Source organism: Mesorhizobium sp. ArgA1, assembly GCF_053714375.1.
Genome location: NZ_JBSKBQ010000002.1, coordinates 112,110 through 136,800 on the forward strand (window position 1 = coordinate 112,110; position 24,691 = coordinate 136,800).

At 63.4% G+C, this 24,691-nt stretch carries 17 protein-coding genes; 4 read left to right on the forward strand and 13 right to left on the reverse strand.

The features are described 5' to 3' along the window. Nucleotides 1–254: 254 nt before the first annotated feature. The 10 genes from bglA to ACWGTI_RS07930 all read right to left on the reverse strand — a co-directional run bounded on the left by bglA (nt 255) and on the right by ACWGTI_RS07930 (nt 16,563). Nucleotides 255–1,901, reverse strand: a complete 1,647-nt coding sequence (gene bglA / locus ACWGTI_RS07885) for a beta-galactosidase BglA (protein WP_454586583.1) — start codon at nt 1,899–1,901, stop codon at nt 255–257. Beyond that, nucleotides 1,901–3,901, reverse strand: coding sequence for a glycogen debranching protein GlgX (glgX, locus tag ACWGTI_RS07890; RefSeq protein WP_454586584.1), 2,001 nt, complete (start codon nt 3,899–3,901; stop codon nt 1,901–1,903). The genes bglA and glgX overlap by 1 nt, the downstream gene beginning before the upstream one ends. A 235-nt stretch (nt 3,902–4,136) precedes the next feature. Further along, nucleotides 4,137–5,765, reverse strand: coding sequence for an alpha-D-glucose phosphate-specific phosphoglucomutase (locus ACWGTI_RS07895; protein WP_454586585.1), 1,629 nt, complete (start codon nt 5,763–5,765; stop codon nt 4,137–4,139). A 3-nt stretch (nt 5,766–5,768) separates the two neighbouring features. Beyond that, nucleotides 5,769–7,214 carry a glycogen synthase GlgA gene (gene glgA / locus ACWGTI_RS07900; protein WP_454586586.1) on the reverse strand — a complete coding sequence of 482 codons (1,446 nt, stop codon included), beginning with the start codon at nt 7,212–7,214 and terminating at the stop codon, nt 5,769–5,771. An 80-nt stretch (nt 7,215–7,294) separates the two neighbouring features. Continuing rightward, a complete protein-coding gene (glgC, locus tag ACWGTI_RS07905) occupies nt 7,295–8,560 on the reverse strand; it encodes a glucose-1-phosphate adenylyltransferase (RefSeq protein WP_454586587.1) in 1,266 nt (421 codons plus the stop codon). Nucleotides 8,561–8,643: 83 nt separating this feature from the next. Next, nucleotides 8,644–10,857: a 1,4-alpha-glucan branching protein GlgB gene (gene glgB, locus ACWGTI_RS07910; RefSeq protein ID WP_454586588.1), complete on the reverse strand. Its 2,214-nt coding sequence runs from the start codon at nt 10,855–10,857 to the stop codon at nt 8,644–8,646. Between the two features lie 119 nt (nt 10,858–10,976). After that, nucleotides 10,977–13,439, reverse strand: coding sequence for a glycogen/starch/alpha-glucan phosphorylase (locus tag ACWGTI_RS07915; protein WP_454586589.1), 2,463 nt, complete (start codon nt 13,437–13,439; stop codon nt 10,977–10,979). Nucleotides 13,440–13,581: 142 nt separating this feature from the next. Then, nucleotides 13,582–14,364: an ATP-binding cassette domain-containing protein gene (locus ACWGTI_RS07920; protein ID WP_454586590.1), complete on the reverse strand. Its 783-nt coding sequence runs from the start codon at nt 14,362–14,364 to the stop codon at nt 13,582–13,584. Between the two features lie 2 nt (nt 14,365–14,366). Then, nucleotides 14,367–15,428 (reverse strand): ABC transporter permease, encoded by a 1,062-nt coding sequence (locus ACWGTI_RS07925; RefSeq protein WP_454586591.1) that lies wholly within the window; start codon nt 15,426–15,428, stop codon nt 14,367–14,369. Between the two features lie 157 nt (nt 15,429–15,585). Beyond that, on the reverse strand, nt 15,586–16,563 hold the full coding sequence (locus ACWGTI_RS07930; protein ID WP_454586905.1) for a substrate-binding domain-containing protein: 978 nt from the start codon (nt 16,561–16,563) through the stop codon (nt 15,586–15,588). 264 nt (nt 16,564–16,827) lie between these two features. Between ACWGTI_RS07930 and ACWGTI_RS07935 the strand changes: the two genes are divergently transcribed. The 4 genes from ACWGTI_RS07935 to ACWGTI_RS07950 all read left to right on the forward strand — a co-directional run bounded on the left by ACWGTI_RS07935 (nt 16,828) and on the right by ACWGTI_RS07950 (nt 20,861). Continuing rightward, complete coding sequence (locus tag ACWGTI_RS07935; protein ID WP_454586592.1) at nt 16,828–18,054, forward strand: ROK family transcriptional regulator; 1,227 nt, start codon at nt 16,828–16,830, stop codon at nt 18,052–18,054. Next, on the forward strand, nt 18,055–18,501 hold the full coding sequence (locus tag ACWGTI_RS07940; protein WP_454586593.1) for an RbsD/FucU family protein: 447 nt from the start codon (nt 18,055–18,057) through the stop codon (nt 18,499–18,501). After that, nucleotides 18,498–19,421, forward strand: a complete 924-nt coding sequence (locus tag ACWGTI_RS07945; RefSeq protein ID WP_454586594.1) for a carbohydrate kinase family protein — start codon at nt 18,498–18,500, stop codon at nt 19,419–19,421. The genes ACWGTI_RS07940 and ACWGTI_RS07945 overlap by 4 nt, the downstream gene beginning before the upstream one ends. A gap of 297 nt (nt 19,422–19,718) precedes the next feature. Continuing rightward, complete coding sequence (locus tag ACWGTI_RS07950) at nt 19,719–20,861, forward strand: DegT/DnrJ/EryC1/StrS family aminotransferase (protein ID WP_454586595.1); 1,143 nt, start codon at nt 19,719–19,721, stop codon at nt 20,859–20,861. A gap of 64 nt (nt 20,862–20,925) precedes the next feature. Here ACWGTI_RS07950 and cysQ read toward each other — a convergent pair whose 3' ends face one another. Genes cysQ through cysD form a run of 3 tightly spaced genes read right to left on the reverse strand, consistent with a single transcriptional unit; the run spans nt 20,926 to nt 24,570 of the window. Beyond that, nucleotides 20,926–21,714 (reverse strand): 3'(2'),5'-bisphosphate nucleotidase CysQ, encoded by a 789-nt coding sequence (gene cysQ, locus ACWGTI_RS07955; protein WP_454586906.1) that lies wholly within the window; start codon nt 21,712–21,714, stop codon nt 20,926–20,928. Nucleotides 21,715–21,724: 10 nt separating this feature from the next. Then, nucleotides 21,725–23,662 carry a sulfate adenylyltransferase subunit CysN gene (cysN, locus tag ACWGTI_RS07960; RefSeq protein WP_454586596.1) on the reverse strand — a complete coding sequence of 646 codons (1,938 nt, stop codon included), beginning with the start codon at nt 23,660–23,662 and terminating at the stop codon, nt 21,725–21,727. Between the two features lie 2 nt (nt 23,663–23,664). Continuing rightward, entirely contained in the window at nt 23,665–24,570 is a 906-nt protein-coding gene (cysD, locus tag ACWGTI_RS07965) for a sulfate adenylyltransferase subunit CysD (RefSeq protein WP_454586597.1), read from the reverse strand. Between the last annotated feature and the right edge of the window lie 121 nt (nt 24,571–24,691).

Sequence of the window (24,691 nt, forward strand, 5' to 3'; positions counted from 1 at the left end):
GCGGCTCGCGCCTTTCGAGTGTTGACGCCCCGGAACCGATTTCTGGCCCTTTTTGAGCGCGCCACCGGTTCCCGTCCGGCAGCTTGGTGGCAGGAGACTAGACAGACGGAAATATTATTTCAACCGTTGCTTGCTTGACGTTGAGTGAGCTGCTTCAACGCTAAAACAGCGTTCCCTAAAATATAAGCCCGCCTGAATTTGAGGACATGGGATCTGCCAAAGGCGATTTTGACGCCAGCCTGTCCCTGAACGGATCAGGCTATCTTGCCGACAAAGCAGCCCAGTGCCGGCAGCGACAAACCATCCTCCTGGAGGGCAGCGCCATCCAGACCGATCGCCACGACAGGCCCGAAATCCAGCGGCAGTGGCCAGTCGGCCGGCTCGTCCGCGAAGTTGAAGACGCAGAGCAATGTCTCGCCCTCACCCTGCCTGACGAAGGCAAGGACTTCGCCTTCGGTATCGAGAAAGCGGATCGACCCCTTGACCAGCGCCGGATGCGCCTTACGCAGGGACAGCATCGTCCGATAGCCGGCGAGCACGGAATTTTCGTCGCCATTCTGGATGTCCACCGCGTGGGCGCGGTGACTTGCCGGCACCGGCAGCCAGGGCTTGGCCGTCGAGAAGCCGGCATTGTCGGCGCCCGCCTCCCAGACCATCGGCGTGCGGCAACCGTCCCTGCCCTTGAGCCCCGGCCAGAAACGGATGCCGAAGGGATCACGCAGGTCCTCGAAGGTCAGTTCCGCCTCTTCCAGCCCAAGCTCTTCGCCCTGATAGAGGCAGATCGAGCCGCGCAGGCATGAGAGCAGCGCGATTGCGAATGTGGCCACCGCATTTGGATCGCCGCCCGGCCGCGTCCAGCGGCTGACATGGCGCACGACATCGTGGTTGGAGAACGCCCAGCAGACCCAGCCGTCGACAACCGCTGCCTCGAAGGCCTCGACGCAGCCGCGCACATGGGCGGGCGAGAATTGTGACCCGAGCAGATCGAAAGTGTAGCACATGTTGAGCTTGTCGCCGCCGGAGGTGTAGGCGGCCAACGTCTGCAGCGAGCGGCCTTCGTCGCCGACCTCGCCGACGCTGGCGCGGTCGGGATACTCATCGAGCAGAGCGCGAAAGCGCCGGAGGAAATCGAGGTTCTCTGGCCGCGACTTGTCGAACAGATGTTCCTGGAAGAGGTAGGTGTTGGTTTCGCCGTTGGTGCCGGCGACGCTCGACGCCAGCGGCGGATTGCTGCGCAGCCAGCGGTCATGGACATAGTAGTTGACTGTGTCGAGACGAAATCCGTCGACGCCGCGTTCGAGCCAGAACCGCACCGTCTCCAGCAACGCGTCCTGGACTTCCGGATTGTGGAAGTTGAGGTCCGGCTGCGAGGCCAGGAAATTGTGCATGTAGTATTGCCGGCGGGTCGCGTCCCACTCCCAGGCCGGACCGCCAAATACCGACAGCCAGTTATTGGGAGCGTTGCCGTCGGGTTTGGTCTCAGCCCAGACGTACCAGTCGGCCTTGGGGTTGTCGCGGCTGGCACGGCTTTCGACGAACCATTCGTGCTTGTCGGAGGAGTGAGACAGAACCTGGTCGATGATCACCTTCAGGCCGAGCCGGTGCGCCTCGGCCACCAGCGAATCGAAATCCTCCAAGGAGCCGAACATCGGATCGACCGCCTGATAGTCCGATACGTCGTAGCCCATATCGGCCATCGGCGATTTGAAGAAGGGCGACAGCCAGACGGCGTCGACGCCGAGCGAGGCGACGTGCGCCAGCCGCGAGGTGATGCCCGAGAGGTCGCCGCTACCGTCGCCGGTCGTGTCCTGGAATGAGCGCGGATAGATCTGGTAGATGACGCAGCCGCGCCACCATTCGGCGCTCTGTTCAGGTCCCGACTGGGCATTGTCGTCGGCCATCACGAACCCTTCCTGGCGCGGCCCTTTGCGGTCCGGCGCTCGATCATGAAACTGACGCTGCGGCCGGGCAGCGGGCGCGCGAGGTCGATCGCCTGCGTTTCAATCGCCGGCTGCCATTGGAACCCTTCCCGCGCAGGCAGCGTGAAGACGCATTGGCGGCGGTCGCCATTGACGATGACGGCGAGGCGCTCGTCCCCGCCATCGGCGAGCAGCATGACGAGGCGATGGCGCGCGGCATCGTTCCAGTCGGCCACGCTCAGTGGCGCGCCGGTCTCGGTCAGCCAGGCGACGTCGGGCACGTCCGAACCGCCTTGCCGTTCTCCAGTCAGGAAGCGCGGGCCGGCAAGCGCCGGCATTGCGCGGCGGAGTGCCGCGAGCGCCGACACATGGGCTTCCAGCGCAAGGTCGCGCCCGGCCCAGTCGAGCCAGGTGATGGCGTTATCTTGCGCATAGGCGTTGTTGTTACCTTTTTGCGTACGCCCGAATTCGTCGCCCGCGGTCAGCATGATCGTGCCGCGCGAGGCAAACAAGGTGGCAAGCAGCGCGGAGCGATCATGGAGCCGGGCCTCGGCAATCGCCTTGTCGGAGGTCTCGCCCTCGACGCCATTGTTCCAGGACAGGTTCTCGTTGTGGCCGTCGCGGTTCTTCTCGCCATTGGCCTGGTTGTGCTTGGCCTGATAGGCGACGATATCGGCCAAAGTCATGCCGTCATGCGCGGCGATGAAATTGACCGTGCGGCTGAAGCTGCGGCCTTCTTTGGCGAAGACATCGGACGAGCCGGCAAGCCTTGTCGCCAGCGCGCCGACCACACCGGCATCGCCTCGCCAGAAACGCCTGACATCGTCGCGGTAGCGGTCGTTCCATTCGAGGTAAGGCGGGCGGAAATTGCCGAGCTGATAACCGTTCGGGCCGATGTCCCAGGGCTCGGCGATCAGCACACGGTCGGCCAGAACGGGATCATCGATGATGGCTTGCAGCAAGGGTGCGTTTGGATCGAAAACGCCGTCGACGCGGCCGAGAACCGGCGCCAGATCGAAGCGGAAGCCGTCGACGCCGGCATGGCGCACGAAATGGCGAAGCGTATCGAGCACCATGTCGCGGACGACCGGGTGGTCGCAGGCGACGGTGTTGCCGGTGCCGGTGTCGTTGGCCAGCCTGCCGCCCGCCTCGTGCCGGTAATAGGCGCTGGCATCGAGGCCACGCAGCGACAGCGTCGGCCCGAGCCGGTCGCTTTCGCCGGTGTGGTTGAAGACGAGATCGAGGATGGTCCCTATGCCGGCCTTGCGCAGGGCCGCAACCGTATCGCGCAATTCGGCGAGACCGCCCGGCGCCAGGCGCGGATCGAGCGCCATGAAGGTGACTGGGTTGTAGCCCCAGGCGTTGCTGAGGCCGAGCGGCGGCAGATGCCGCTCGTCGATCGACGCGGTGGTCGGCATCAGTTCGACAGCGGAGACGCCGAGCTTCTTGAGGTGTTCTATGATGGTCGGATGGGCAAGCGCCGCAACGGTGCCGCGCTGGCCTTCGGGGATGTCGGGATGCAGCTTGGTGAAGGAACGGACATTGAGCTCGTAGATCAGGCCGCCGGGCTGGAACAGCGGCGGCGCGGCCGGGACGGCTTTGGGCAAAGCCACAGCCACCGCCTTGGGCATCAGCGAGGCCGTGTCCATACCCATGCTGCGGGGCCGGGTCAGGCGCCAGTCATAGGCGTAGGGCCTGTCGATCTCGACGGCATAGGGATCGGTCAGCAACTTGTCGGGGTCAAACCACAGACCGCGCTCTGGCGCATAATCGCCATCGGCGCGCAAGCCGTAGCGCGTGCCGGCAGCGAGGCCGGCGACGAAAAGCGCATGAACACCCTCGCCTTCCGGCTGGAGTTCGACCCGGTCGACCTCGTGGTAGCCCGCATCATCGAAGATCGACACCCAGAGACGCCGCGCGGATGACGACCAGACGGCGAAGCGTATGCCTTGGTGGCTGATGGTGGCGCCGAGCTGGTTCATGGGCGCACTTCCCCTTCTCCCCTTGTGGGAGAAGGTGGATCGGCGCGCAGCGCCGAGACGGATGAGGGGTGTTGGAAGCAATGCGGCGTCCATGATCTGGACGTCGGGTTGCGCCAAGCTGGAGCACCCCTCATCCGTCCGAGCTTCGCTCGGCCACCGCCCGGGCGCGAGCCACGGGTCTCGCCCCGTCCTTCGGACCCCACAAGGGGAGAAGGGGGAGCCATCTTCACCACCCTCAAGTAATCACGCTCGGCTTGTTGCGGCCGGTGTGGCTCTTGATCCCTGCAATGTCATCCGCCGCGGCAATCAGATCGGCGAGCGCCTCTTGCGTGTCGAGATCATGCCTCGCCCTGTCCGGCTCGTAGCGCTCGATATAGACGCGCAGCGTCGCGCCCGAGGTGCCGGTGCCGGAGAGGCGGAAGACGACACGCGAGCCGCCTTCGAACAGGATACGGATGCCCTGGTTCTTGCTCACCGAACCGTCGACCGGATCGTGATAGGCAAAATCGTCGGCATTGGCGATCTTCAGGCCGCGCACGCTGGTGCCAGGCAGCGAGGTCAGCTTGGCGCGAAGTTCGTCGACCAGCGCGTTGGCGCGTTCAGTCTCGACCTCCTCATAGTCATGACGCGAATAGTAGTTGCGGCCATAGGTCGCCCAGTGCTCGGTGACCACCTGCTTGGCGCTTTCGCCGCGCACGGCCAGGATGTTGAGCCACAACAGTACCGCCCACAGCCCGTCCTTTTCGCGGACATGGTTGGACCCGGTGCCGGCACTTTCCTCGCCGCAGATCGTCGCCATGCCGGCATCGAGCAGATTGCCGAAGAACTTCCATCCGGTTGGCGTCTCATAGATGCCGATGCCGAGCTTTTCGGCAACGCGGTCGGCGGCCCCGCTGGTCGGCATAGAGCGGGCGATGCCTTTCAGGCCGTCCTTGTAGCCCGGCGCCAGTTGCGCATTGGCGGCAAGCATGGCCACCGAGTCCGACGGGGTGACGAAGATGCCCTTGCCGATGATCAGGTTGCGGTCGCCATCGCCGTCCGAAGCGGCACCGAAATCCGGCGCGTCCGGTCCCATCATCTCGTCATAGAGATGCTTGGCGTGGACCAGGTTGGGATCGGGATGATGGCCACCGAAATCCGGCAGCGGCTTGTAGTTGCGGCAGGTGCCGTTTTCCGCGCCAAGCCGGCGCTCGAGGATTTCCTTGGCATAGGGCCCGGTGACCGCATGCATGGCGTCGAAGCGCATGCGGAAGCCGTATTTGAAATTGGCGCGGATGGCGTCGAAGTCGAACAGGCTCTCCATCAACTCGGCATAGTCGGCGACCGGGTCGATGATCTCGACCTTCATGCCGCCGGCCTCGATCGTGCCGATCTTGTCGATGTCGATCTCAGCGATATCGGCGGTCTTGAAGCTCGAAATCGTCTTGGTCTTTTCGAAGATCGCGTCGGTCAGTTTTTCCGGCGCCGGGCCGCCATTGCCGGCATTGTACTTGATGCCGAAATCTTCATGCGGGCCGCCCGGATTGTGGCTGGCCGACAGGATGATGCCGCCGAAGGTCTTGTATTTGCGGATGACGTGCGAGGCGGCCGGCGTCGACAATATGCCCCCCTGCCCGACCATCACCTTGCCGAAACCGTTGGCGGCGGCCATGGCAATGGCCTTCTGGATGACCTCGCGGTTGTAGAAGCGGCCGTCGCCGCCGATCACCAGCGTCTTGCCCTTGAAGCCGTCGAGCGCATCGAAGATCGACTGAATGAAGTTCTCGGCATAGTGCTCCTGCTGGAAGACAGGCACCTTCTTGCGCAGGCCGGACGTGCCGGGTTTCTGGTCAAGATAGGGTTTGGTGGGGACGGTCCGGATCATGCTTCAGGCAACCCTTTTCGAAAGCAACAGGCGGTAGAGTTCAACGTATTTGTCGGCGCTCTTGTCCCAGGAGACATCGGCCTTCATGCCTTGGCGCTGGATCTGTTCCCAGACTGCCGGGCTCGAATGCGCGTCGACCAGCCGGCGGATGGCGTGCAGCATCGCGCCGCCATTGTTGGGCGCGAACTGGAAGCCGGTAGCCACACCTGCCGAGATCGCTGCCTCGTTGGCATCGATGATGGTGTCGGCAAGGCCGCCGGTGCGGGCCACGACCGGCACGCAGCCATAGCGCAGGCCGTAGAGCTGGGTCAGCCCGCAAGGCTCGAAGCGCGACGGGATGACGATGGCGTCGCAGCCGCCTTGCATTGTGTGGGAAAGCCCCTCGTCATAGCCGACCACGACGCCGATGCGGCCGCGATGGCGGGCGGCGGCGGCAAGCAGCGCGCCTTCGAGGCCGGCGTCACCCGAACCAAGGATCGCCAGCCGCGCGCCGGTGGCAACGACGCCGTCGACGACCGCCGCCAGTATGTCCATACCCTTTTGCCAGGTCAGCCGGCTGATGACGCAGACGATCGGGCTGTCGTCCTGCTCCAGATTGAAACGGTCCTCGACAACAGCCCGGTTGGGCAGGCGAGCCTTCAGCGCCTGCGCGGAATAGGCCGACACCAGATGCTTGTCGGTCTCGGGGTTCCAGATGTCGACATCGATGCCGTTGACGATGCCGTAGAGATCCGAGGATCGCATGTTGATCAGGCCGTCGAGACCCATGCCGAATTCGGGCGAGCGGATCTCCTGGGCATAGGTGGGGCTGACCGTGGTGATCGCCCAGGCAGCCTGCAGCCCGGCCTTGAGGAAGCCGACGCCGCCATAATATTCGACGCCGTCGAGCGCCATCGCCACCGCCGGCAGGCCGAGCTCGCCGAAGATGCCGGCGCCGAACTGGCCCTGGAAGGCAAGGTTGTGCACAGTGATCAGCGACGGCACGCCGACCGCCTTGCCGTATCGCATATAGGCGAGCGTCATCGCCGACTGCCAGTCATGGGCGTGGACGAGATCCGGCTGGTAGCCGGAAATGGCGCCGCCGGCGATGTCGCCGCCGACCTGGCTCAACGCGGCGAAGCGCCGCCAATTGTCGGGCCAGTCGGCGCCGGCCGCGTTGCCGTAGGGGCCGCCGGGACGGTCGTAGAGATGCGGCGCGTCGAGCACGAACAGGTCGAGTCCGGCAATCTTCACGGCATGGACTGAAGCCTTGCCGCCCTGCAGCAGCGGGTACTGATAGACGGCCTTCTTTTTCTTGAAGGCGTCCATCACCTGGGGAAAGCCGGGAATGAGCGTGCGCATCGTCACGCCCTTGGCGGCAAGTGCGATCGGCAGTGCGCCGGTCACGTCGGCCAGTCCGCCGGTCTTGATCAGCGGGAAGATCTCGGGCGTGACCGACAGAACCTGCATGCGTTTCTGATCCTGTCTAACTCTTTGTTTTTGCGCAATTCCGGACGGAAAACCGTTTCACACTTTTCCTGGAATAGCTCCTAAAGCTTCAACTTGTCGATCATGTCCTGCGTGACCAGGCAGATGCCCTTCTCTGAAACGCGGAAACGCTTGGCGTCGAGCGCTGGGTCTTCACCAACCACCAGCCCTTCCGGTATCCTTACACCGTGGTCGATGACGACGCGCTTCAACTTTGCGTTCCGCCCGACATGAACGTCGGGCAGCATGACGACTTCTTCCAGCGTCGAATAGGAGTTGATGCGCGCGCCGGTGAAGATCAGGCTGCGCTTCAGCGAAGCGCCTGAGACGATGCAATCGCCCGACACCAGCGAGGAGACGGCCGAACCGCGCCGGCCATCCTCGTCATGCACGAACTTTGCCGGCGGCTTCAATTCGGCATAGGTCCAGATCGGCCAGTCGCGGTCGTAGAGGTCGAGTTCGGGGGTAATGTCGGTCAGGTCGATATTGGCTTCCCAATAGGCGTCGACGGTGCCGACATCGCGCCAATAGGCCTCGTTCTCGGCCGTCGAGCGCACGCAGGATTTGGCGAAGCGATGCGCAATCGCCTTACCGTTCTGGACGATGTAGGGGATGATGTCCTTGCCGAAGTCGCGGCTGGAACCCGGCTCGGCGGCATCGCGGCGCAGCTGTTCCATCAGGAACTTGGTCTTGAAGACATAGATGCCCATCGAGGCCAGCGCGAATTCCGGCTTGTCGGGAATACCGGGCGGATCGGCAGGCTTTTCGACGAAGGCGATGATGTTGTCCTTGTCATCGACATGCATGACGCCGAAGCCGGTCGCTTCCATGCGCGGCACTTCGAGGCAACCGACGGTGACGTCGGCATTGGCGTCGACGTGCTGACGCAGCATCAGCTCGTAGTCCATCTTGTAGATGTGGTCGCCGGCGAGGATGACCATGTATTCGGGGCCATAGGCCTCGATGATATCGATGTTCTGGTAGACGGCGTCGGCGGTGCCTTCATACCACTGGGTTTCCGAGACACGCTGGCTGGCCGGCAGGATGTCGAAGCTTTCGTTTCGCTCGGGGCGCAGGAAGTTCCAGCCGCGCTGGAGGTGGCGGATCAGCGAATGCGCCTTGTATTGGGTGGCGACACCGAGGCGGCGAATGCCGGAGTTGAGCGCATTGGACAGCGCGAAATCGATGATGCGCGTCTTGCCGCCGAAATAGACCGCGGGCTTGGCGCGGCGGTCGGTCAATTCCTTGAGCCGGCTGCCGCGGCCGCCGGCCAGCACATAGGCCATGGCATCGCGGGCCAGCGGCTGGGTTCTTTTCAAGTCTGCCATTTTTACCCTCCCAAATTACCAGTCTGGTGCATCGCTCAGTCGCCAACAAGCTGACGGACTTCGTCCGCAGCGCATTGACGGACCTAGTCCGCAATGAATTCAAGCATGATCGTCGACAGCGGCGGCAAAAGCATCGTCGCCGAAATGCCTCCTCCCTCCGCCCTGGCTTCGACCACGCCGCCATTGCCCTTGCCCGAACCACCATAGTCCGAAGCGTCGGTGTTGATGATTTCGCGCCATTTGCCGACCTGGGGCAACGGCACGCGATAATTGTCGCGCGGCACCGGCGTGAAGTTGGAAATGACGGCGATCGGGTTGCCGTCGGGCGCGCTGCGCAGCCAGGCGAAGACCGAGTTCTCCTTGTCGTCGACAATCAGCCAGGAGAAACCTTCCGGCTCGCAGTCGCGCGCATGCAGCGCCGGGCGCGAGCGGTAGAGGTAGTTGAGGTCGCGCACTGTCTGCCAGACGCCGCGATGCGGGCCGAAGTCAAGCAGGTTCCAGTCGAGCGCGCGCGCTTCGCTCCACTCGCGGCGCTGGGCGAATTCCTGGCCCATGAACAACAGCTTCTTGCCGGGATAGCCCCACATGAAGGCGTAAAAGGCGCGCAAGGTCGCGAATTTCTGCCAGTCGTCGCCGGCCATCTTGCCGAGCAGCGTGCCTTTGCCGTGCACGACCTCGTCATGGGAGAGCGGCAGCACGAAATTCTCTGAAAAGGCGTAGGTCAGGCCGAAGGTCAGGTCGTTGTGGTGGTGCTTGCGGAAGATCGGCTCCTTGGCAAAATACTCCAGCGTGTCGTGCATGAAGCCCATGTTCCACTTGAAGCCGAAGCCCAGTCCGCCTTCATGCACCGGAGCGGAGACCTTCGGCCATGAAGTCGATTCCTCGGCGATGGTCATCACGCCGAGATGGTGGCCGTAGACCTCCTTGTTCATCTTCTGCAGGAAGGATACCGCTTCGAGGTTTTCGCGACCACCCTTCTCGTTGGGGATCCATTCGCCCGCCTTGCGCGAATAGTCGAGGTAGAGCATCGAGGCCACGGCATCGACGCGCAAACCGTCGACATGGTATTTCTCGGCCCAGAACAGCGCATTGTTGACGAGGAACGACACCACCTCGCGGCGGCCGAAATTGTAGATTGCGGTGTTCCAGTCGGGATGAAAACCCTTGCGTGGATCGGCATGCTCATAAAGTGCGGTGCCGTCGAAATTGGCCAGGCCATGCGCGTCGACCGGGAAATGCGCCGGCACCCAGTCGAGGATGACGCCGACGCCGGCGCGGTGCGCACCGTCGACGAAACGGGCAAAACCTTCAGGGTCGCCGAAGCGCGCCGACGGGGCATAAAGTCCGGTTGTCTGATAACCCCATGACGGGTCATAGGGATGTTCGGAGATCGGCAGGAATTCGATGTGGGTGAAGCCGGTTTCGACGGCATAGGGGATCAGCTGGTCGGCGAGTTCGTCCCATGACAGGAAGCTGCCGTCATCGTGTTGCTGCCACGAGCCGGCATGGACCTCGTAGATCGATATGGCTTCTCGCCGCAGATCGGCCTTGCGCCAGTAGCTGCGGTGCGCATCGTCACCCCATTCATGCGCCGGCGGCACCGCCGTCACCGAAGCGGTGGCCGGGCGAAGCTCGGATTTGAAGGCGAACGGATCGGCCTTGAGCGGCAGGCGCACGCCATCAGGGGCAATGATCTCGTATTTGTAGGGCCGGCCAGCGCCGATATCGGGAATGAACAGTTCCCAGATGCCGGTGTCGCGGCGGTCGCGCATCGTATGGCGGCGGCCGTCCCATTCGTTGAAGTCGCCGACCACCGAGACACGCCGCGCATTGGGCGCCCAGACGGCAAAATGCACGCCCGACGCGCCCTCATGGTCGATGAGATGGGCGCCGAGCTTGTCGAACAGCCTGAGATGCGACCCTTGGGCGATGTAATAGTCGTCCATCGGGCCGAGCACCGGGCCGAAGGAATAGGGATCGGTCAGCCACCAGTCGCCGCCGGCATTTTTGGCGTGAAAGCGCAGCGGCTGGCGTTTGCGGATCGAAACCTTGCCCTCGAAGAAACCGGCATCGTCGCGACGTGAGAGTTCGCCGACTTCCTTGCCGGTCAGCGTATAAGCGGTGACAAACTCGGCATTGGGCACGAAGCAGCGGGCAACGAAGCCCTTGCCGGCTTCATGCACACCCAGAACCGCGAAGGGATCGCCGTGCGTGCCGGCAACAATCGCCGCGACATCGCCGGCTGGCGCCAGCCCGTCCGGCCCGCTTGTCGCAGCGGTCACGCGCGGTTTCCTCATCAGGTAGCGTCCCTCCCAGGGTGCTATTTTGTTTTGTGCATGTCGTTGGCCCAAAACCGCTATGCACTTTTGGGCGACATGCACGAGGCCACATTGTTCGTGGGCCTCATGCAATCATATCAGGCGGGCACGTTCCAGATTTCTTTCGCATATTGGCGGATTGTGCGATCGGACGAGAACCAACCGACGCGGGCGACGTTGCTGATTGCACGTGCGTACCAGTCGGGACTGTTGCGCCAGACGGCGTCGACATCGCGCTGGGCAGCGGCGTAGGCGTCGAAATCCGCCGCCACCATGAACCAATCGGTGTTGTAGAGACCGTCGACCAGTTCGCGGTAGCGATCCGGCTGGTCGGGCGAGAACACGCCCGACGAGACGGCAGCGACAGCCTGCGCCAGTTCCGGCGATCCTTCGATGACGGCGCGCGGGTTGTAGCCATTGGCGCGCCGCTCGGCGACTTCGGCCGTGGTCAACCCGAAGATGAAGATGTTGTCGTCGCCGACACACTCCTTGATCTCGACATTGGCGCCGTCGAGTGTGCCGATGGTCAAGGCGCCATTCAGCGCGAACTTCATGTTGCCGGTGCCCGAAGCTTCCATGCCGGCAGTCGATATCTGCTCCGACAGGTCCGCGGCCGGCATCATCACCTCGGCAAGGCTGACATTGTAGTTCGGTACGAACACCACCTTCAGCAGGCCGCGCACCGACGGGTCGCTGTTGATGACCTTGGCGACGTCGTTGGCGAGTTTGATGATCAGCTTGGCGTTGTGGTAGCTGGGCGCCGCCTTGCCGCCGAAGAATTTCACGCGCGGCATCCAGTCCAGCTCGGGATGCGAGCGGATCTGGTCGTAAAGGGCGATGGCTTCCAGGATGTTGAGCAGCTGGCGCTTGTATTCGTGGATGCGCTTGACCTGGATGTCGAACAGCGCAGACGGATCGACCTTGATGCCAAGCCGGTCGGCGACGAGATTGGCAAGCTTGACCTTGTTGGAGCGCTTGACCGCAGCAAACTTGTCGCGGAAGGCGGCGTCGCCGGCAAAGGCATCGAGCCCCTTGATGGCGTCGATATCGTCGAGGAAGCGGTCACCGATCGCTTCACGGGTGAGCGCGGTGAGACCCGGATTGCACTGGATCAGCCAGCGCCGCGGCGTAATGCCGTTGGTCTTGTTGTTGATGCGATCGGGATAGAGCTTGTGGAGATCGGCAAACACCGTCTCCTTCATCAGCTCTGTATGCAGCGCCGACACGCCGTTGATCGAGTGCGAGCCGACAAAGGCCAGGTTGCCCATGCGCACGCGGCGGTCGCCGGCTTCCTGGATCAGCGAGATGCGGCTGATCTGCTCGTTGGAGAACTGGTTGGTGGCACGGGCCTCCAGCAGCACCTGGGCATTGATGGCGTAGACGATCTGCATGTGGCGCGGCAAAAGCCGCTCGAACAGCGGAACCGGCCAGCTTTCCAGCGCCTCGGGCAGCAGCGTGTGGTTGGTGTAACCGAAGGTGCGCTTGGTGATGTCCCAGGCCTGGTCGAAATCCATGCCGTGGACATCCATCAGCAAGCGCATCAGCTCCGGCACGGCAATCGCCGGATGGGTGTCATTCAGATGGATCGCGGCCTTGTCGGGCAGCGAGAAGAGATCGCCATACTGGCTCAGATGGCGCTGGACGATGTCCTGCAGCGAGGCGGTGGAGAAGAAGTATTCCTGGCGCAGCCGCAGTTCCTGCCCGGCCTTGTGGGAATCGGCAGGGTAAAGCACGCGCGACAGCGCATCGGCCTTGTTGCTTTCGGCAAGCGCGCCGATGTGGTCGCCGGCGTTGAACTTGTCGAGCAGGATCGGATCGATCGGCATGCCGGACCACAGCCGCAGCGTGTTGACGCGGTTGGCCCGCCAGCCGACCACCGGCGTGTCGTAGGCGACGGCCTGGACATGCTCTGTCGGCTTCCAGACGTGGCGTTCGAGCCGGCCGTCCTTGGAGGTGATCGATTCCACCGAACCGCCGAAGCCGACCTCGAAGGCACGCTCGCGGCGTTCGAACTCCCAGGGGTTGCCGTGGTCGAGCCAGGTCTCGGGCAGTTCGACCTGCCAGCCGTCATGGATCTCCTGGCGGAACATGCCATTGGCGTAGCGGATGCCGTAGCCATGGGCGGGAATGTCGACGGTTGCCATGCTTTCCATGAAGCAGGCGGCAAGCCGGCCGAGACCGCCATTGCCGAGCGCTGCATCCGGCTCGAGCCCGGCGATGAGGTCGAGGTCGACGCCCAGCGACTTCAGCGCCTCGCGCATATTGTCCATCAGGCCGAGATTGGAGAAGGCATCGCGCATCAGCCGGCCGATGAGGAATTCCAGCGACAGGTAATAGACGCGCTTTTCCTGCTGGGCGTAGGCCTCCTGCGTCGCCTGCATCCAGTGATCGACGATGCGGTCGCGCACGACCTTGATCGAGGCCGTCAGCCAATCATATTGCGTGGCGACGTTGGTGCCCTTGCCGACCCTGTATTTGAGGGCCGACAGCACTTCGTCGGCGAGCGTCTTGGGATCGGGGATTTCGAGATCAGGGGCTTCGGATGTCATCGTGCGCGTCATACTGCCTCTCGTGATAATGCCGCGATCATACCGGCTTTCAGCGCAAGTCCCAGCCTATCCTAGTGCATTGCAGCATATATTCAATCGATTTAGGCTGAGATGCCGCATGCTTCCCCCTGCGGCAATTTACCCGTAGGGCCGGTCAGGCCGCCAGCGCATCCTCCGGCGGCTTCTTGGCCCCGGTCATCAGCGCCACCGCATCCGACATCGAAATCTGCTTCGGATCGACGACGCAGAGGCGCCGGCCGAGCCGATGGATGTGGATGCGGTCCGCGACCTCGAAGACATGCGGCATGTTGTGTGAGATCAGCACGATCGGCAGGCCGCGCTTCTTGACGTCGAGGATCAGTTCCAGCACGCGGCGGCTTTCCTTGACGCCAAGCGCGGCCGTCGGCTCGTCCATGATCACCACGCGACTGCCGAAGGCAGCGGCGCGCGCCACAGCCACGCCCTGGCGCTGGCCGCCCGAGAGCGTTTCCACCGCCTGGCTGATGTTCTGGATGGTCATCAGGCCGAGTTCGGTCAGTTTGTCGCGGGCGCGCTTTTCCATCGCCGGACGGTCGAGCATGCGCAGCCATTGGCCGAGAAAGCCAGGTTTGCGGATTTCGCGGCCGAGGAACATGTTGTCGGCGATCGACAGCGCCGGCGACAGCGCCAGATTCTGGTAGACGGTTTCGATGCCGGCTTCCCGGGCCTCCATCGGCGACTTGAAGGCAACGGGTTTGCCTTCAAGCCGGATTTCCCCTTCGTCGGGCACTGCCGCGCCGGAAATCGCCTTGATCAGCGATGATTTGCCGGCGCCGTTGTCACCGATGACGGCCAGGATTTCGCCCGGGTAGAGGTCGAAATCGGCATTGTCGAGGGCGGTCACGCGGCCATAGCGCTTGATCAGGCCGCGCGCGGTGAGGATGGGTTCCTGGGTCATGATTATGCCGAAACCTTTCTGATCCATTGGTCGATCGCCACCGCGCCGATGATCAGCACACCGGTCAGCAGCACCTTCCATTGCGGATCGGCGCCCAGCATGTTGAGGCCCATCGAAACGACACCGACGATCATCGCGCCGAACAGCGTGCCCAGAATTGAGCCGCGTCCGCCGAACAGTGAAATACCGCCAATCACCGTCGCGGTGATCGCCTGCAGATTGTAGTCGGTAACGGCGGCTGACGGCGAGATGGAGCCGTTGCGACCGATGGAGACCCACGCAGCGAAAGCGGCGATTAACCCGGCAAGGGTGTAGACCGTCACCAACACCTTCTTGGTCTGGATGCCAGAGAGCTTCGCCGCCTCCTGATCATCGCCAACAGCGTAGACATGGCGGCCCCATGCGGTGTGGTTGAGCACGTACCAAAGGACCATAACAAGCACGACCGTGGCGATGACGCCGAGTGTCAACACCGCCGTGCCGACCTTGAAGCTCAGGGCAAAGAGATGCAGCAGCGGCGCCTGGGTGTCGACGTCGGTGTCGCGGATCGTCTCGTTGGCCGAATAAATGAAGTTCGTCGCCATGACGATGTTCCAGGTGCCGAGCGTGACGATGAACGGCGGCAGCTTCATGTAGGCGACCAGCAAGCCGTTGAGCAGGCCGCAGGCCGCGCCGGCGGCAAGTCCGATGGGCACTGCGAGCACGGCCGGCATACCGTAGCTGACCGCGCAATTGCCCATGATCACGGCCGAAATCACCATGATCACGCCAATCGACAGGTCGATACCAGCGGTCAGGATGACCAGCGTCTGCGCGGCACCGAGGATGCCGACGATGGCGATCTGCTGCAGGATCAACGTGAGAGTATAGGATGAAAAGAAACGCCCGCCGATGGCGATGCCGAAAATGACGATCGACAGGACCAGCACAATCAGCGGCACCGCCGCCGGTGTCGAGTGCAGGAAATGCTGGATGCGCTTGACGGCCGATTTGTGCTCGTCAAAAGCCGCAACGCTTGTGTCGCTGCTCGAGAGAACTTTTTCGAATTCCTGAGCCTGAACCATGTTTCCTCCCCTGGGCCTCGGCTCCATGCCGACACCCGCTCGCGCCTGTCCGGTCTGCTGCCGGGATTATTCGCGTTTACAGTGGCGCATCGTCCACCCGAAGCGGCCGGGGATCAAGCCCCCGGCCGTCAGCTTGTTGCTGGCTGTCAGCCAGCCATCAGCCCCAGCACTTGGCGAGGCCTTCCTTGGTGTCGATCGACTTCACGCCATTGGCCGGCTTGTCGGTAACCAGGTTGACGCCGGTGTCGAAGAAATTCTTGCCTTCGGTCGGCTTGGGCTTGGTGCCGTCCTTGGCGAAGGCGGCGATCGCCTCGATGCCGAGTGCCGCCATCTGCAGCGGATATTGCTGCGAGGTGGCGCCGATGACGCCTTCGGTCACCGACTTGACACCTGGGCAGCCGCCATCGACCGAGACGATCAGCACCTGGCTTTCGAGACCGACAGCCTTGAGCGCCTGGTAGGCCCCGACGGCGGCAGGCTCGTTGATGGTGTGGATGACGGTGATGGTGTTGTCCTTCTGCAGAAGGTTTTCCATCGCCTTGCGGCCACCCTCTTCGTTGCCGTTCGTCACGTCGTGGCCGACGATGCGCGCATCGTCCTCATCGCCGATCTTGTTGGGGTCCTTCACGTCGATGCCGAAGCCCATCATGAAACCCTGGTCGCGCAGCACGTCCACGGTCGGCTGCGACGGCGTCAGGTCGAGGAAGCCGATCTTGGCATCCTTGGCCTTGTCGCCGAGTGTTGCGGCGGCCCAGGCGCCGATCAGCTTGCCGGCTTCCAGATTGTCCGTCGCGAAGGTCGCGTCGGCGGCGTCGATCGGGTCAAGCGGGGTATCGAGCGCAATCACCAGCAGGCCGGCGTCACGCGCCTTCTTCACCGTCGGCACAATGCCCTTGGTGTCGGACGCGGTGATCAGGATGCCCTTGGCGCCGTCGGCGATGCAGCTTTCGATCGCCGCCACCTGGCTTTCGCTGTCGCCGTCGATCTTGCCGGCATAGGTCTTGAGGTCGACGCCAAGCTCCTTGGACTTGGCGGTCGCGCCCTCCTTCATCTTGACGAAGAAAGGGTTGGTGTCGGTCTTGGTGATCAGGCAGGCGCCGACGCCGGCGGCCGATGCTGTCGAAGCAAACGCCATCAGGCCGAGGCCCGCCGCGGCGAACACGGTGGACTTCAATAATGCTTTGGTCACGATCTTCCTCCCATGGAACCATGCGGATGCCGCCAACCGGCATCTCGAGCGCATCCACTGAAGTTCTCCCAGTGTGGACGCGCCCTCAAATGACACCAGCGGGAGGCGCCTGTCAATAATTAAATCACTCTTATTTATTATTGACAGCATTGCACGGTTCACTCATTCTGCCGCAAAAGCAGTAAGAATAAACCAAGGGAAGGAACAAGGGTGGAGACCGGCATTGCGAGGCACGGTTCGCCCGAGGCGGCCGCCAGCCGTCTCCACCGTGGCACCAACCAGAGCGGCATGCGCGACCACAATGAGAGGCTGGTGCTGTCGCTGGTGCGCCAGCATGGCAGCTTGGCCAAATCGGACATTGCGCGCATGACCGGGCTTTCCGCCCAGACCGTCTCGGTCATCATGCGCGAACTCGAGGAAGACAGCCTGCTGGTGCGCCAGGCGCCGTTGCGCGGCAAGATCGGCCAGCCTTCCATTCCGATGGCGCTGAACCCTGAAGGCGCATTCTTCATCGGCCTGAAAATCGGCCGCCGCAGCGCGGAACTGGTGCTGATCGATTTCCTTGGGCATGTGCATTCCATGCTGCAGCACTCCTACCGCTATCCGGCGCCGCGCGACACGGTGGAGTTCGTCACATCGGGCATGAAGACGATGCGCGCCGAACTGACACCGGCCCAGGACAGGCGCATTGCCGGGCTCGGCATAGCCATGCCGTTCGAACTGTGGAACTGGGTCGACACCGCCGGTGCGCCGCGCGACATCATGGACGAGTGGCGCCATCGCGACATCCGCACCGACATCCAGTCGCAATGCGAATTCCCGGTCTATCTGCAGAACGACGCGACGTCGGCCTGCGGCGCCGAACTGGTGTTCGGCCAGACCGGCGGCGCGCGCGACTTCGTCTATTTCTACATCGGCGCCTTTGCCGGCGGCGGCATCGTGCTCAACGGCCGGCTTTTTGGTGGGCCAACAGGCAATGCCGGGGCGCTGGGCTCGATGCCGGTGCCCGGGCCGGACGGCAAGCCGACACAGCTCATCGACGTTGCCTCGATCGCCATGCTGGAAAAGGCGCTCAGCGACCGCGGTATAGACGGCTCCTACCTCTGGACGTCACCGCAGGAATGGGGCGATATCGGCGCCGAGCTGGACGACTGGATTGCCAGCGCCTCACGGGCGCTGGCCTATGCAATCGTATCGGCGTCCTCGGTGATCGATTTCGAGGCGGCGGTGATCGATGGCTGGATGCCGCTCGCTGTCCGGCGGCGCCTGGTCGATGCGATCAAAGCGGCCATCGGCACGATCGACGGCGAAGGCCTGAAGCTGCCGGTTGTGCGCGAAGGCACCGTCGGCATCCACGCCCGCGCGCTGGGCGGCGCCAGCCTGCCGCTGTCCGAACGCTTCCTCATCGGTTCGACCACGATCTCCAGGAGCACCTGAATGCTGATCGGTATTCCGTCGCTGCTCGGTCCGGAGCTTCTGGCGACCTTGCGGGCCATGGGCCATGGCGACGAGATCGCGCTTGTGGACGGCAACTACCCGGCGGAAGAACAGGCAAACCGGCTGGTGCGAGCCGACGGTCATCATCTGATACCGGTGCTCGACGCCATATTGAGCGTGCTGCCGGTGGACGACTTCGTGCCGGAAGCGCTGTTTCGCGCGTCGGTCCGAGGCGATCCCTCACTTGCCGATCCGGTCCACCACGAGATCGAGGCACTCTGCGCCCGGCGCGCACCAGGACGCAAAGTGGTTGCGCTGGCCGGCGCCGACTTCTATGCACGCGTCCGGTCGGCGCACGCCATCGTCGCGACCAGTGAACCCAGGCTCTATGCCAACATCATCATCCGCAAAGGCGTGATCCATCCGCCGGAGAACAAGAAACCATGATCCTCTGCTGCGGCGAAGCCCTGATCGACATGCTGCCGCGCACCACGACGCAGGGCGAGCCGGCCTTTGCGCCCTATGTCGGCGGCGCGGTCTTCAACACGGCGATCGCGCTTGGCCGCCTCGGCGCGCCGGCGGGCTTCTTTTCCGGCCTGTCGTCCGATCTGTTCGGCGGCCAATTCCGCGAGGCGCTGGGGGCAAGCAAAGTCAGCTCCACCTATGCGCACACCTCCCCTCGCCCTACCACACTCGCCTTCGTGCGGCTCACCAACGGCCAGGCGACCTACACCTTCTATGACGAGAACACCGCCGGGCGGATGCTGACCATCGAGGACCTGCCGGAACTCGGCGCAGAGATCGAAGCCATGCTGTTTGGCGCCATCAGCCTGATCTCGGACCCGGCGGGTGCTGCCTATGAGGAATTCATGAAGCGCGAGCACCAGCGCCGCGTTATGATGCTCGACCCCAACATCCGGCCGAACTTCATCCCCGACAAGGCCAAGCATCTGCGTCGCATCCGCTCGATGATGGCGATGGCCGACATTGTGAAGCTGTCGGACGAGGATTTGCTCTGGTTCGGCGAGGCCGGCTCGCATGAGGACGTCATTCGCAACTGGCTGGACCGCGGCCCGAAGCTGATCGTCGTCACCCATGGCAGCGAAGGTGCTGTCGGCTACAGCCGCGAGCATAAGGTCACGGTGATGCCACAGAGGGTCGAGGTCGTCGACACGGTCGGCGCCGGCGACACTTTCAATGCCGGCATTCTGGCCTCGCTGCACGAGCAAGGCCTGCTCACCAAGGCTGACATCGGCGGCCTTTCCGAGGACGCCATCCGCGAGGCGCTGGCACTCGGCGCCAAGGCGGCGGCCGTGACCGTATCGCGGGCCGGCGCCAATCCGCCCTGGCGGCATGAAATCGCCTGATCGACGCGCCGTCCGGCCAGTAGCCTCCACGAGAGCCGATCACTTTATGTTTCCGCGAGCCGGAAAGACGCGATAAATTAGCCGCGTCACGTCCTGGAAAGCCCGGATTTCCGGCATCTTGCTGCATTGCGGCAAAAACCTGAGGTAACAGGCTGCGACACCTCGGCCACCCGCCGCCCGGCCGGTCCGGCTTTCTCGACCGGCCCAACTCTGGTACCAGCGGGCCGGTTAAGTTGTTGTTTCTGCGCGTGTCGTTGTCCCCCCGGGGAACCGCGCGCATTACCGTTTGAGGCCGGCATGCAGTTCATCGATCTTGGCGCGCAGCGCGAACGTATCCGCGACCGGCTGAAGGCCGCGATCGACAATGTCGTCGAAGAAGGCCGCTACATCCTCGGGCCGCAGGTCACCGAATTCGAAAACAAGCTCGCCGCCTATATCGGCACCAAGCATGTCGTCGCCTGCGCCAACGGCACCGACGCGCTGCTTTTGCCGCTGTTTGCAGCCGGCATCGGCCCCGGCGACGCCGTGTTCGTGCCGAGCTTCACCTTCGCGGCAACGGCGGAAGTGGTGGCGTTGGCCAAGGCCGAACCGGTCTTCGTCGATGTCGACGCCGAGACCTACAATATCGACATCGCCAGCCTCGAGGCGGCGATCGCGATGATCAAGAAGGAAGGAAGGCTGAAGCCCAAGGCGATCATCCCGGTCGACCTGTTCGGACTTGCCGCCGACTACGAGGCGATCATGGCAATCGCCAAGCGCGAAGGCCTGCTGGTGATCGAGGATGCGGCCCAGTCGATCGGCGGCTCGGCCGACGGCAAGATGTGCGGCGCCTTCGGCCATGTCGGCTCGACCAGCTTCTATCCGGCAAAGCCGCTCGGCTGCTACGGCGACGGCGGGGCCATGTTCACCAATGACGACGCGCTGGCCGACCAGCTCAGATCGTTTGCCTTCCACGGCAAGGGCGAAACGCAATATGACAATGTTCGCGTTGGTATCAATTCACGCCTCGACACGATCCAGGCGGCGATCCTGATCGAGAAGCTCGCCATCCTCGAAGACGAGATGGTCGCCCGCCAGGTGGTGGCCAAGCGCTATGCCGAAGGTCTCGGCGACATCGTCAAGGCGTCACGCAATCTGGGTGGCGGCCGCTCGGCCTGGGCGCAATACGCCATCGAAACGCCGAAGCGCGACGGCTTGAGGGCGCATCTGACCGAAAAGGGCATCCCTTCGGTGATCTATTATGTGAAGCCGCTGCACGAGCAGGTCGCCTATCGCGACTATCCGCGCACGCCGACGGGTCTTACCGTTTCGGAGGAACTGCCGAAGCGGATTCTCTGCCTGCCGATGCACCCCTATCTCAGCGAAGCCGACCAGGACCGCATCATCGAGACGATCAGGAATTATATCGGCTCGAACTCCGCGCATGTGGCGGCGGCGTAGGTCGATACGCGCGTCGCTTCACTCCTTGCACCGCCCTAGAATGACGAAGCGATCGTAGCGAACGTCAAGCGGCCTCAGCCGCCTTCCCGCTCGCAATAAAATGCGGGTTGGCGAAATCCTCGTCGTCGCTCTGCCTGCGCTTGCCATAGGCCAGCGGCTCGCCGTCGAGCGTGCGCGTCATGCCGCCGGCGGCGCGCAGCACCGCATCGCCTGCAGCCGTGTCCCATTCCATGGTGCGGCCGAAGCGCGGATAGATGTCGGCTTCGGCTGCGGCGAGCAGGCAGAATTTCAGCGATGAGCCGACCGAGACGATCTCGGCGGCGCCGAGGTCCCTGATGAAGGCTTCGGTCTCCGGCGTGTTGTGCGAACGACTGGCCACGACGGCGAGCGGCGGTACCGCCGTCCTGACCGATATCCGTCGCCGGCCGACGATCCGGTAGTCGCCATCGACCTCGATGGATTCCGCGCTGCCCGGCCGCCCCGAAAAGAATCGCCCGCTGCAGGGCGCGAAGACGACGCCGATCTCCGGCACGCCATGCCGGACAAGCGCGATGTTGACGGTGAAATCGGTCCGGCGGTTGACGAATTCCTTGGTGCCGTCGAGCGGATCGATCAGGAAGAAGGCGCCATCCAGATCGGGCGGCACGATGCCGGCGGCCACCTCTTCCTCGGCAACGCAAGGAATGTCGGGATAAGCCGCGCGCAGGCCGGCAAGGATGATCGTCTCGCTCTCGCGGTCGGCTTCCGTCACCGGCGAGGAGTCGGACTTGCTGTCGACCGCGCAGCCGGCCTTGAAGACCCGCATCACCTCGCGCCCGGCTTCGAGCGCCAGGCGCTCAAACACGGCGAGCATCACCTCGTCGTCAGATGCCGCCGCCGGCTTCGTATTGGTCTTCAGCAATGTCGCGCTCGTTCAGCCAGTGTTCCAGAGCCTCTACCATCTCCTCTGCCGTCTTGCCGAGTGTCTTAAGATGGATTTCCGGTTTTTCCGGGGCTTCATACGGGGAATCGACGCCGGTGAAGTTCTTGATCTCGCCATTCAGCGCCCGCGCGTAAAGGCCTTTCGGATCGCGCCTTGCGCATTCCTCGAACGGCGTATCGACGAACACCTCGACGAATTCGCCGTCGGCCATCAGCTCGCGCGCCATGCGGCGCTCGGCGCTGAACGGCGAGATGAAGGAGACGATGACGATCAGCCCGGCGTCGGCCATCAGCTTGGCCACTTCGGCGACGCGGCGGATGTTTTCGACGCGGTCGGCATCGGTGAAGCCGAGATCGCGGTTGAGACCGTGGCGGACATTGTCTCCGTCGAGAATGTAGGTGTGGCGCCCCGAGGCGAACAGCTTCTTCTCGAGCAGGTTGGCGATGGTCGACTTGCCCGAACCGGAAAGCCCGGTGAACCAGAACACGGCGGGGCGCTGGCCCTTCAGGTCGGAGCGACCGCGCTTGCCGACATCGAGCGACTGCCAATGGATGTTTTCGGCGCGGCGCAGCGTATGCAGGATCATGCCGGCGCCGACCGTGGCGTTGGTGATGCGGTCGATCAGGATGAAAGCGCCGGTGGTGCGGTTGTCGGCGAAGGTGTCGAAGGCGATCGGCGCGCGGGTCGAGATGTTGCAGATGCCGACTTCATTCATGTCGAGCGACTTTGCCGCCTCACGGGCGAAGTCGTTGACGTTGACGCGGTATTTCAGATCGGTGACGGTTGCGCTGGTCTGGTCGGTCTCGGTGCGCAGTATGTAGGAGCGGCCGGGCAGCAGCGCTGCCTCGTCGAACCAGACGATGTTGGCGGCGAACTGATCGGCAACCTGCGGCCGCGCCGCTGGCGACACCAGCATATTGCCGCGCGAGACTTCCACCTCGTCGTCGAGCACAAGGGTGATGGCCTGGCCGGCGACCGCCTGGGCGAGATCGCCACCATGGGCGACGATGCGCTTGACCCGCGAGGCCTTGCCGGATTTGGCGACGACCACCTCGTCGCCCTGGGCGACCTGGCCGGACGCGATGGTGCCGGCAAAGCCGCGGAAATCGAGATTGGGCCGGTTGACATACTGCACCGGAAACCGGAACGGCAATTCGACCGCCGCCTCGTCGACCGACACGGTCTCAAGATGCTCGATCAGCGAGGGGCCGGAATACCACGCCGTCTTGTCGGAGCGGCTGGTGACATTGTCGCCGTAGCGGGCCGACATCGGGATCGGCACGATCGTCTGAAAGCCGAGCTCATGCGAGAACTGGCGGTAATCCTCGACGATGCGGTCGAACACCGCCTGGTCGAAATCGACGAGATCGATCTTGTTGACGGCAAGCACGATGTGGCGGATGCCGAGCAGCGAGGCGATGATCGAGTGGCGCCGGGTCTGGCGCAGCACGCCCTGGCGCGCATCGATGAGCACGATGGCCAGATCGGCGGTCGAGGCGCCGGTCGCCATGTTACGGGTGTACTGTTCATGGCCAGGCGTGTCGGCGACGATAAACTTGCGCTTGGGCGTGGCGAAGAAGCGATAAGCGACGTCGATGGTGATGCCCTGCTCGCGCTCGGCCTCGAGGCCGTCGACCAGCAACGCAAAATCGATGTCGTCGCCGGTGGTGCCGTGCTTGCGGGAATCGCGCTCGAGTGCTGCGAGCTGGTCCTCGAAGATCTGCTTGGTGTCGGACAGAAGGCGGCCGATCAGCGTCGATTTGCCGTCGTCGACCGAGCCGCAGGTGAGGAAGCGCAGCAGCGACTTCTTCTCCTGCGCCGCCATGTATTCGCGGATGCCGTCGGTAGGGGCGAGGCTCTTGGCCAGGATGTGGCGCATGCTCAGAAATACCCCTCGCGCTTCTTCTTTTCCATCGAGCCGGCTTCATCGCGGTCGATGAGGCGGCCCTGGCGCTCGGAGGTGCGCGCCGTCAGCATCTCGCCGACAATGGCTTCCAGCGTGTCGGCGTCGGATTCAATAGCGCCGGTCAGCGGATAACAGCCGAGGGTGCGGAAGCGCACCAGGCGGTTCTCCACCGTCTCGCCGGGACGCAATTGCATGCGATCGTCATCCTTCATGATCAGTATGCCGTCGCGTTCGACCACCGCGCGCTCCTTGGCGAAATAGAGCGGCACGATCGGAATGTTCTCCTGCAGAATGTACTGCCAGATGTCGAGCTCGGTCCAGTTCGACAGCGGAAAGACGCGGATCGATTCACCCGGCGCGATGCGGGTGTTGAAGATCTTCCACATTTCCGGCCGCTGGTTCTTCGGGTCCCAGACATGCTGGGCGTTGCGGAAGGAAAAGATGCGCTCCTTGGCGCGCGACTTCTCCTCGTCGCGCCGCGCTCCGCCGAAGGCGGCGTCGAAACCGTATTTGTCGAGCGCCTGGCGCAGCGCCACGGTCTTCATCACATGGGTGTGGGTGTTCGAGCCGTGGTCGAAGGGATTGATGCCGTCGCGCACGCCGTCTTCATTGACATGGACCAGCAGGTCAAAGCCGAGCTTCTGCGCCATCTGATCGCGAAAGGCGATCATCTCGCGGAACTTCCAGGTGGTGTCGACATGCAGGAACGGAAAAGGCGGCTTGGCCGGATAAAAGGCCTTCATCGCCAGATGCATCAGCACGGAGGAATCCTTGCCGACGGAATAGAGCATCACCGGCTTGGAAAAGGAGGCGGCAACCTCACGGAAGATGTGGATGGATTCGGCCTCGAGCCGCTGCAAATGCGTAAGCGCGATGTTCATGGACTGTGAGCGTTCTCTCGTGCCATCCAGACCTTGCATCAGATGGATCGGGCGTCTTTTTCAGCCGCCCGGTTCAAGCTTCACCGCTGGACACTATCGGTTCGTGCCGGCGTTCTAGCAG

Bases quoted from the DNA above. Each gene is read 5' to 3' on its own strand.
- bglA (WP_454586583.1), bottom strand. From the start codon at position 1,901: ATGGCCGACGACAATGCCCAGTCGGGACCTGAACAGAGCGCCGAATGG.
- glgX (WP_454586584.1), bottom strand. From the start codon at position 3,901: ATGAACCAGCTCGGCGCCACCATCAGCCACCAAGGCATACGCTTCGCC.
- ACWGTI_RS07895 (WP_454586585.1), bottom strand. From the start codon at position 5,765: ATGATCCGGACCGTCCCCACCAAACCCTATCTTGACCAGAAACCCGGC.
- glgA (WP_454586586.1), bottom strand. From the start codon at position 7,214: ATGCAGGTTCTGTCGGTCACGCCCGAGATCTTCCCGCTGATCAAGACC.
- glgC (WP_454586587.1), bottom strand. From the start codon at position 8,560: ATGGCAGACTTGAAAAGAACCCAGCCGCTGGCCCGCGATGCCATGGCC.
- glgB (WP_454586588.1), bottom strand. From the start codon at position 10,857: ATGAGGAAACCGCGCGTGACCGCTGCGACAAGCGGGCCGGACGGGCTG.
- ACWGTI_RS07915 (WP_454586589.1), bottom strand. From the start codon at position 13,439: ATGACGCGCACGATGACATCCGAAGCCCCTGATCTCGAAATCCCCGAT.
- ACWGTI_RS07920 (WP_454586590.1), bottom strand. From the start codon at position 14,364: ATGACCCAGGAACCCATCCTCACCGCGCGCGGCCTGATCAAGCGCTAT.
- ACWGTI_RS07925 (WP_454586591.1), bottom strand. From the start codon at position 15,428: ATGGTTCAGGCTCAGGAATTCGAAAAAGTTCTCTCGAGCAGCGACACA.
- ACWGTI_RS07930 (WP_454586905.1), bottom strand. From the start codon at position 16,563: ATGGCGTTTGCTTCGACAGCATCGGCCGCCGGCGTCGGCGCCTGCCTG.
- ACWGTI_RS07940 (WP_454586593.1), top strand. From the start codon at position 18,055: ATGCTGATCGGTATTCCGTCGCTGCTCGGTCCGGAGCTTCTGGCGACC.
- ACWGTI_RS07945 (WP_454586594.1), top strand. From the start codon at position 18,498: ATGATCCTCTGCTGCGGCGAAGCCCTGATCGACATGCTGCCGCGCACC.
- ACWGTI_RS07950 (WP_454586595.1), top strand. From the start codon at position 19,719: ATGCAGTTCATCGATCTTGGCGCGCAGCGCGAACGTATCCGCGACCGG.
- cysQ (WP_454586906.1), bottom strand. From the start codon at position 21,714: ATGCTCGCCGTGTTTGAGCGCCTGGCGCTCGAAGCCGGGCGCGAGGTG.
- cysN (WP_454586596.1), bottom strand. From the start codon at position 23,662: ATGCGCCACATCCTGGCCAAGAGCCTCGCCCCTACCGACGGCATCCGC.
- cysD (WP_454586597.1), bottom strand. From the start codon at position 24,570: ATGAACATCGCGCTTACGCATTTGCAGCGGCTCGAGGCCGAATCCATC.